6 protein-coding genes and 1 pseudogene are annotated in these 4,647 nt (G+C 64.6%); 2 read left to right on the top strand and 5 right to left on the bottom strand.

The features are described 5' to 3' along the window. Together ACREC7_RS15790 and ACREC7_RS15785 are read left to right on the top strand one after the other, a co-directional pair. Positions 1–336, top strand: a 336-nt coding sequence (locus tag ACREC7_RS15790) for an orotate phosphoribosyltransferase (RefSeq protein ID WP_431556646.1), incomplete at its 5' end; no start/stop codon positions are given. A gap of 62 nt (positions 337–398) precedes the next feature. Continuing rightward, on the top strand, positions 399–587 hold the full coding sequence (locus tag ACREC7_RS15785; RefSeq protein WP_431556645.1) for a DUF559 domain-containing protein: 189 nt from the start codon (positions 399–401) through the stop codon (positions 585–587). Positions 588–1,042: 455 nt separating this feature from the next. Here ACREC7_RS15785 and ACREC7_RS15780 read toward each other — a convergent pair whose 3' ends face one another. The 5 genes and pseudogenes from ACREC7_RS15780 to ACREC7_RS15760 form a co-directional block, all read right to left on the bottom strand. After that, entirely contained in the window at positions 1,043–1,309 is a 267-nt protein-coding gene (locus ACREC7_RS15780; protein ID WP_431556644.1) for a hypothetical protein, read from the bottom strand. A gap of 199 nt (positions 1,310–1,508) precedes the next feature. Then, a complete protein-coding gene (locus ACREC7_RS15775; protein ID WP_431556643.1) occupies positions 1,509–2,387 on the bottom strand; it encodes a ParB/RepB/Spo0J family partition protein in 879 nt (292 codons plus the stop codon). Between the two features lie 40 nt (positions 2,388–2,427). Continuing rightward, entirely contained in the window at positions 2,428–3,240 is an 813-nt protein-coding gene (locus ACREC7_RS15770) for a ParA family protein (RefSeq protein ID WP_431556642.1), read from the bottom strand. Further along, entirely contained in the window at positions 3,237–3,929 is a 693-nt protein-coding gene (rsmG, locus tag ACREC7_RS15765) for a 16S rRNA (guanine(527)-N(7))-methyltransferase RsmG (protein ID WP_431556641.1), read from the bottom strand. Before rsmG ends, ACREC7_RS15770 begins: the two co-directional genes overlap by 4 nt. Continuing rightward, positions 3,914–4,647: pseudogene (locus tag ACREC7_RS15760) on the bottom strand (tRNA uridine-5-carboxymethylaminomethyl(34) synthesis enzyme MnmG); the annotation flags it as partial. The pseudogene ACREC7_RS15760 and the gene rsmG, both read right to left, overlap by 16 nt.

Genomic DNA, 4,647 nt, shown 5'->3' with positions numbered 1-4,647 from the left:
GGCGCCATTCCTCTCATCGCGCCGGTGGCGATGCGCAGCCACGAGGCCGGGCGTCCGCTGCATGGCTTCTTCGTGCGCAAGGCGCCGAAGGACCACGGCACCAGGCAGCGCATCGAGGGCCTCGACCTAGCGGGCAAGACCGCGGTCATTCTGGAGGACGTCACCACCACCGGCGGCTCGGCGATGCAGGCCGTCGAGGAGGTGAGGGCGGCCGGCGGAACCGTCGCGCTGGTCCTGTCGATCCTCGACCGCGAGGAGGGCGCCGCCGAGCTCTATGCCGCCGCCGGCGTTCCGTTCAAATCGCTGTTCCGCGCCGAGCAATTCCTTGGCGATTAGCCTCAGCTTGCATACCTCTCCCTCGCGGGGAGGTCGGCGCGCGCGGCGCGCCGGGTGGGGGGATGCCATATGATCGCGGTATGGCCAACGAGAGTCAGCATTCAAGGCCACGGCATGAGCTATCGGATGCTCGACGAGATGCGGTCTTAGTCGCTGATGGCTTCAGGATCGTCCGTGTCTGGAACAATGACATCGTCGAGAACCTTGACAGTGTGTTTGACCTGATCCTGCACGAACTGAGACGAGAGTGACCCCCCACCCCGACATCGCCTTCGGCGATTCGTCCCTCCCCACAAGGGGGAGGGATGGAGCCTGGTGCATCGCTCAAACCTAACGTCCCTCGTCATTACCCCCGATAGTCTGGATGCAATCGAGGCACGGCGCAGATCACCGGCACAGCCGCATACCTCCCCCTTGTGGGGAGGTCGGCGCGCGTAGCGCGCCGGGTGGGGGTGCCTCGCGCCGCCCATACTGCGAAGGGTGAGAAGGACTGTCCCCACCGGGAGGGTTTCAATCTTCCTTAAGCCGCCGCGCGCATAAAAGACGCAATCGGGCGGAGGGGGAAAAATGCTGAGCGCATCATCCTGGGCGCTGTTCGTCCTTGACCTCATCGGCGGTGGCGCACTTGCCGCGGCATTGATCTACGTGGCCGCACGGCGACACCTGCGATAGAGGGTGCCAAGGCGAAGCCGGCGCCAGAAAAATATTATCGCGTGTGATTCAGAACGACGGCCGGAGAGCTCCCGGTCGGAGCGACCTGAAACGCGATGACCAGCGCCGCTGTGGCCATCAGTGTGACGAAGGCCACCATCAGCAAACCACGAGGAAGTGCTGCGGCGGCGCAAAGAATAGCCAAGGCTACAACCCCAATAAGAACGAAACCTGCTCCCATCGGCTTTCCCCCGTTCAGCCGAATCGAGCAGATAGCTTTTAATAAAATCTGAATCGTCAGCTTAAGGCTTCGGCAGAGCACGGCCTCATACCTCCCCCTTGTGGGGAGGTCGACGCGCGTAGCGCGTCGGGTGGGGGGTTCGGCCTCACTCGAAACACTGCGCAAACTGAAAGTGTGATGACCCCCACCCCGACATCGCCTTTGGCGATGTCGTCCCTCCCCACAAGGGGGAGGGATGGAGCAAGCTGCACGCTCGGGCCTGAACGACTCCGATCGAGACTTAGCGGTAGGCCGGCCGGCGCAGCAGGCGGTGGCGCAGATCCTCGAGCTGGTCGAGGCTGGTGTAGCGAATGCGAAGCTCACCCTTCTCGCCGCGGCCTGCGCGAATGTCGACGTCGAGGCCCAAGGCCTCCATCAGCTCAGACTCGGCGGCGCGGGTGTCGGCATTCTTCGATTTCGCCTTGCGCAATTTTGCCGGCTCTGCCGGCCGGTCCTGAACCAGGGCCTCGACCTGGCGCACCGTTAACCCTTCGTTAACGATACGCTCGGCGAGCGCCGCGGCATCGGCGCGCCCGATCAGGCAGCGCGCGTGGCCGGCGCTGAGAGCGCCTGAGCGCAACAGGACTTGCACGCTCTCCGGCAGCTTGAGCAGGCGGAGCGTGTTGGCGAGATGGCTCCGGCTCTTGCCGATGACCTTGGACAAATCTTCTTGCGTATAGCCGTGGCCGTCCATCAACAGCCGATAGCCCTCGGCCTCCTCGACGGCGTTCAGGTCTTCGCGCTGAACGTTCTCGATGATGGCGATCTCGATCGCTTCCTTGTCGGAGAGCGCGCGCACCACCACCGGCACCTCATGCAGATTGGCGCGCTGCGCCGCCCGCCAGCGCCGCTCACCGGCGACGATCTCGTAGGCTTCGTGCTCGCCGCGCACCGGGCGCACCACAAGTGGCTGCACCAGACCGCGCTCGCGGATCGACACCGCAAGCTCCTCGATCTGAGCTTCCGAGAAATTTCGCCTGGGATTGAAACGACCGGCTTTGAGCGTATCCAGCGCCACGATGCGCTGGCCTTCCATCTCGCCGAATTCGGAGCCCTCGCCCTCGCCGATGAGCGAGGCAAGGCTTCGCCCGAGCCTCATCTTGTGCATGCCCGCAGCCATGATGGCCTCCTTGTTTCCGCCGCCGCTTGAGACGCTAGACCTACGCCGCACGCATCCGCCGCTCGCGCTCGATCACCTCGGACGCAAGCCTGATATAGGCCTGGCTGCCTGAGCACCGGTAATCGTAGAGAAGCACAGGCTTCCCATGCGACGGCGACTCCGCCACGCGCACATTGCGCGGGATGATGGTGGCGTAGACCTTGTCGCCGAGCACCCGGCGCACGTCGTCGACCACCTGGTCGGCCAGCGTCGTGCGCTGATCGTACATGGTGAGCACCACCCCGTGGATAAGCAGCTTCGGATTGAGGCGCACCCTGATCTCCTCGACGGTGCTCAAGAGTTGCGCCAGGCCTTCCAAAGCGAAGAATTCGCATTGCAGCGGCACGAGCACGGCGTCGGCCGCAGCGAGCGCGCTCACGGTGAGAAGATTGAGCGACGGCGGACAATCGATCAGGATGTAGGTGGTGGTCTTGTCGGGGTCCTCCGCCGCCAGCATCAAAGCGATGGCGTCGCGCAGGCGATAGTGACGGCCGGAGGCGGTCATCGACTCGCGCTCGAACGCCATGAGGTCGATCGTCGCCGGCACCACCGACAAGCCCGGCACATTGGTCTCCACCCGCGCGGCGGCGAAAGGCACTTTCCCGCTCAGCACGTCTGAGGTCGAATGGTGGCGCTCATCGATGCCGAGACCGGTGCTCGCATTTCCTTGCGGGTCGAGGTCGACGATCATCACGCGCTCGCCGATGGCCGCAAGCGCGGTGCCGAGATTGATTGCCGTCGTGGTCTTGCCGACGCCGCCCTTCTGATTGGCGAGCGCGAGCACGCGCGTGCGGCGCAGGCCGGTAGGGCTCATCGCGCTTTCACCTTCGCGCGCTTGGCGAGATCGCCGATCTCGAGGATGTAGGACACGTCCGCCGTCATGCTTGGATGGAGATGGCAGGTGAAGTGGAACCGCCGTTTGGCGGACTCGATTTCTTTGCCGGCGTCGCGACCTTTCAAGAACAGCCCCCTCGCCCGCGACCTAAGCCACGGTGCAGCGAGCTCGAGCAGATGCGGCAAAGGTGCCAGCGCACGCGCAGTCACGATCTCAGGCTTGAGGCTTGTAGCCGTCTTGCTCAGCTCCTCAATGCGCATGCAGTGGATCTCCACAGGCGCCGACGTGGCGCGGGCGACCTCGGCAAGGAACGCGCACTTCTTGGCGGTGGCCTCCACCAGATGCATGCGGAAATTAGCGTGATTCGCCTGCAAAATGGCAATCACGAGGCCCGGAAAGCCCGCGCCGGAGCCGAGGTCGAGCCAGACTTGGGCGCCCGGCGCAAGCCTCAGGATTTGGGCGGAATCGGCGAAATGCCGGTCCCAAAGCTGGGGCAGGGTCTTGGCCGAGACCAGGTTGGCGCGGTCCTGCCATTCGGTCAGCAGGTCGGCGTAGCAAATAAGCCTGTGGATTGTTTCACGTGGAACTTTATAGGCTTCCGCAAACTGTTCGGGGCCGCTGATGGGATTTGAGCGTTTGGCGCCCGTCGCGGTCAGGCGGTCTTCCACCGCGAGCCCTTCTTCAGATGCGCAAGCAACAGGAGGAGCGCGGCAGGCGTCATGCCGTCGAGGCGGGCCGCCTGACCGAGGCTTGCAGGGCGGTTGCGTTCGAGCTTCTGCCGGAGCTCCGTCGACAGGCCGGCAATCCCGTCAAAGGAAAATTCGAGCGGGATGACGACGCTCTCTTCTTTGCGGAAGGCGGCGATGTCGAGCTCCTGACGCCTGAGATAGACCGCGTAGCGCGCATCGACGGCGAGCTGCTCGGCAATTTTGCTGTCGAGATTTCCGATCTCAGGCCAGATGCGGGTGAGCGTGGCGAGGTCGATGTCGGGATAAGCGAGAAGCTCGAAGGCGCTGCGCTTGCGTCCGTCGCGATTGACGACAAGACCCCGCTTGCCGGCTTCGTCGGGCGTGAGCGCGAGGCTCTTGAGCAATGCTTCGCCCTCGCTGAGTGCCTTCGACTTGGCGGCGAAGGCGTTCGCTCTCTCGCTGCCGACGCAGCCGGCGGCGAGGCCCAACGGCGTGAGGCGCTGGTCGGCGTTGTCGGCGCGGAGCGTAAGGCGATACTCAGCGCGGCTCGTGAACATGCGATAGGGCTCGGCCACGCCTCGTGTCACAAGGTCGTCGATCATCACGCCGAGATAGCCGTCGGCGCGCGTCACGATGAACGGATCGCGGGCGCCTGCCGCGGCGCGCGCGGCATTGATGCCGGCAAGCACCCCCTGCC

It is taken from the genome of Methyloceanibacter sp., from assembly GCF_050728395.1.
GTDB lineage: Bacteria > Pseudomonadota > Alphaproteobacteria > Rhizobiales > Methyloligellaceae > Methyloceanibacter.
The sequence above is the reverse complement of the archived record's forward strand: the minus strand, read 5'-3'. Positions and strand labels throughout refer to the sequence as shown.